Genomic DNA, 3,441 nt, shown 5'->3' on the forward strand with positions numbered 1-3,441 from the left:
AAATTACCAAAATGGGATATACTTAGGATAAACAAGGGAAAACTAATATGACTGTTATCGTCAATAAATGGGGCAACAGCTTGGGCGTAAGAATTCCTCAACCCGTTGCTAATCAAGTCGGATTTACTGCTGGTATGCCAGTAAATATCGATGTCGTCGATAACAAAATTGTTATTTCGCCCATTCAAAAGAAATATCAACTCGACGAACTGCTAGTTGGCGTTACACCCGAACTCATCGGTGGAGAATATGATTGGGGCGAGCCTGTCGGTAGAGAAGCATGGTAACCCCATATATTCCGGCACGGGGCGAGATCGTAAAACTAAATTTCGACCCAACATTAGGTAAAGAACAAGCGGGTTATCGTCCTGCCTTAATTATCACCGATCGACAGTTCAATCAAGCCACCAGATTGGCTTTAGCTTGCCCGATTACTAGCAAGATTAAAGGCTTTAATCTAGAAGTGATTTTACCAGATGGGTTAATTACCAATGGTGTAATTCTAACGTTTCAAGTCAAAACAATTGACTGGATAGAACGTCAGGTTAAGTACGTGGAGTCTCTGCCAACAGAGACGATGGCAGAAGTAACTGCTAAATTGCAGGCACTTATTGGATAGCCGATCGATCTTTACTTTTAAGCAGAGGAGCGATCGCTATTTTTTCAGCCCTTTTCTTTTGTACGAGCGCATTTTTACTCACACCAGGTAATATCTTAGGCAATTTTCATCCCTTTTCTTTTGTATGATAGAGTCATCTTTACTCACGCCAGGTAATATATTGGGCAATCGGTATGAGATCGTGCGCGAACTCGGACGCGGGGGATTTGGACGGACATATTTAGCGATCGATCGCAATAAGTTTGGTGAAAAATGCGTTCTCAAAGAATTTGTCCCGCAAGTCAGCGGCAAAGATGATTTAATTAAAGCAAAAGAATTGTTCGAGCGCGAAGCAGGTGTTTTATACAAGCTGCAACATCCTCAAATTCCAGCTTTTCGCGAACTATTACGAGTCGATCGAGGTGGATCTGAATCGCTATTCCTGATCCAAGATTATATTGAAGGCGAAACTTATCTCAAGCGGTTGAACCACCGCCTCAGCCAAAATCGGGTCTTTAGCGAAGGCGAAGTCATCGAACTATTACATAAGTTATTGCCAGTTCTAGATTATATTCATCGACTCGGTGTCATTCATCGCGATATTTCACCCGATAATATTATCTACCGCGATCGCGATCGATTGCCAATTTTAATCGATTTTGGCTGCGTCAAAGAGGTTGCTGCTACTGTCGTTTATCAGTTTAGTCATGCCAAAGTCGAAACGCGAATTGGCAAGCAAGGTTACGCACCAGAAGAACAAATGATGCGGGGGAAAGTGTCGCCATCGAGCGATCTTTATGCCGTCGGTGCTACCGCCCTGACCTTGCTTACTGGCAAAGATGCCAACACAATTTACAATCCCGCCGAAGCAAGCTGGGAATGGCGTAAATATGCCACCATCAGTCCCGAACTCGGTGCGATAATCGATCGATTGCTCAAATATAATCCGCAACATCGCTATCAATCGGTGGCGGAAGTATTAGCAGTTTTACCTGTGGTTGCCAATCATCATGCACAGAGTAATTCCGTGCCGACTGTTATTTCAACTAATAACTCCACGCCGATTAATCACAACAATAAAATCTCGCAACTCAAAACGATCGAAATTAGTCCTAGAAGCAATACTTCTGTCGCACCCACAACCACGCAACTACCGACGAGAGATCCCAACGAGTGGAAAAAACCTGCTCGGCAAGTCACTAAAGTAATGAGTGTTGCCTTTTTAACGATCTTGGCCGTTAGTGGTGTCGTAAAATGGGTGCAGGCTAACGATCCGATCGGTGCGATTACCAAACAAATTAATAATGCCACTACAAGCGTCGTAAATTCTATTCCCAATCCCTTCAAATCTCAGCCATCCGTCCAAGAACGCCAACAAGATCTCAACCAAAAACTCAAACAACTCAACATTCCCGCAGCTAAATTTTATCGTCAAGTCGATCGCGAGTTTTATGCCAAACATCCCGAACTCAACGGTCGATCGCTTACCATAAAACCTGAAGATGAGAAACTCCGTCAAGAGTGGCAAGATCTAGCCGTTGAAATGTTAGCTAAAAGAAGTAGGTAAACTCTAGTACCGAGCGGTGTAAATCCTAGTACTATTTTGGCAAGAGTTGGGAGTTGGGAGTTGGGAGTTGGGAGTTGGGAGTTGGGAGTTGGGAGTTGGGAGAGTAGAGGTAGAGTATGGGCAATGGTTGCTTTACTTATGCCATCGAGTACTAGCTCGGAGCGTTAACCGCTTGCGATTAAAATCAAAATTGTTCGACACCACATCGGAACAAGCTCGATTTTAGATCGACTCTTTTATCCGCTCCAATTGCTTGCTGACAGCCCCACTAGTCAATAACTCTCGTGCCAATTTCATGCCCGCAGCCATGTCGCTAGCTCCGCCACAATGCCACAGATAAAACCCAGCATTCCATAGCACAGAATCGAGCAGATTTGAAGGTTTACCTGCCAACACCAGCGCAAATTCTGCCATCATTTCGGGGTTTGTAAGTAGGGGGGGATTGACATTGCTCAAACCGTAGTCGTAATGATGTAAGAAAATCCGCTCTAAATCTTGCCCCGCTCGATGTACGCCGATAATTACGGCTCGATCGCGGGGCAAATCCGTACTCCCTTCTAAACCTTTAACTGTCGTAATTTTGTGCGGCGTATCGCGCAGCGTTGCGGCGACTAGTGCCGTCTGCTCCGTAGGCGGATGGACGTAACCAAAAATCGAATGTGCATCGCCAGCATACGGACACCACATTAACTCTAACGTGGCGATCGGGGGACGTTTGCCAATTTGATCGCGATAAGGCGTCAGTCCCGCAGCAGCGGGGAAATGAGTCGGCGTATAAATAAAGCCCAAACCCGTCGTCGCGAAGGTGTGCTGGACTCGATCGAGAGACATCTGCGTCCAATCGATGCCCCATTCCTGCCAAATGTCGATCAGCGGCGTCCCATATTTAGTCGGCATCCAATCGCCGCCGTGCAAAATAACGGGAATCTCCACTGCCGTCAGAATCAGCGAGACTAGCGGCGCGAGCGGCATCGTGCGCGATCGACCATCGTAAGGGATGCCAAAAATTACAGGCGATCGATCGTGACTGGCGACGGGTTGCAATTGTGGGCCGATTTTAGCATAAGTATCTAGCATTCCCGCCAGCTCTGCTCCCGTCGGACGAACGATCCGATGTGCGATTAAAAATGCACCAATTTGGGCGGGAGTGGCTGTTTCTAACAGCATCATCTCCATGGCTTCTGCGGCGTCCTCACGAGTTAAATGTTTCCCGGTGTGAGGCCCACTGCCAATTATTTGGACGAATTTCCGAAATCGATCGCTCATCTGTTGGGAG

Annotated in this window: 4 protein-coding genes; 3 read left to right on the top strand and 1 reads right to left on the bottom strand. The window is 46.4% G+C overall.

Features of this window, described 5'->3' with window-relative positions; all coding sequences use genetic code 11:
- Positions 1-47: 47 nt before the first annotated feature.
- The 3 genes from C7B77_RS26440 (at position 48) to C7B77_RS26450 (ending at position 2,165) form a co-directional block, all read left to right on the top strand.
- A complete protein-coding gene (locus tag C7B77_RS26440) occupies positions 48-287 on the top strand; it encodes an AbrB/MazE/SpoVT family DNA-binding domain-containing protein (RefSeq protein WP_106312023.1) in 240 nt (79 codons plus the stop codon).
- Complete coding sequence (locus tag C7B77_RS26445; protein WP_106312026.1) at positions 281-619, top strand: type II toxin-antitoxin system PemK/MazF family toxin; 339 nt, start codon at positions 281-283, stop codon at positions 617-619. The genes C7B77_RS26440 and C7B77_RS26445 overlap by 7 nt, the downstream gene beginning before the upstream one ends.
- Positions 620-743: 124 nt before the next feature.
- Entirely contained in the window at positions 744-2,165 is a 1,422-nt protein-coding gene (locus C7B77_RS26450) for a serine/threonine-protein kinase (protein WP_106312029.1), read from the top strand.
- Between the two features lie 222 nt (positions 2,166-2,387).
- Here C7B77_RS26450 and C7B77_RS26455 read toward each other — a convergent pair.
- The coding region (locus tag C7B77_RS26455; protein ID WP_342761378.1) for an anthranilate phosphoribosyltransferase family protein at positions 2,388-3,441 on the bottom strand (1,054 nt) is incomplete at its 5' end.

Source organism: Chamaesiphon polymorphus CCALA 037 (genome assembly GCF_003003845.1).
Taxonomy (GTDB): Bacteria; Cyanobacteriota; Cyanobacteriia; order Cyanobacteriales; family Chamaesiphonaceae; genus Chamaesiphon; species Chamaesiphon polymorphus.

Excerpts from the sequence above, each read along its gene's own strand:
- C7B77_RS26440 (WP_106312023.1), top strand. The coding sequence starts at position 48 with ATGACTGTTATCGTCAATAAATGGGGCAACAGCTTGGGCGTAAGAATT.
- C7B77_RS26445 (WP_106312026.1), top strand. The coding sequence starts at position 281 with ATGGTAACCCCATATATTCCGGCACGGGGCGAGATCGTAAAACTAAAT.
- C7B77_RS26450 (WP_106312029.1), top strand. The coding sequence starts at position 744 with ATGATAGAGTCATCTTTACTCACGCCAGGTAATATATTGGGCAATCGG.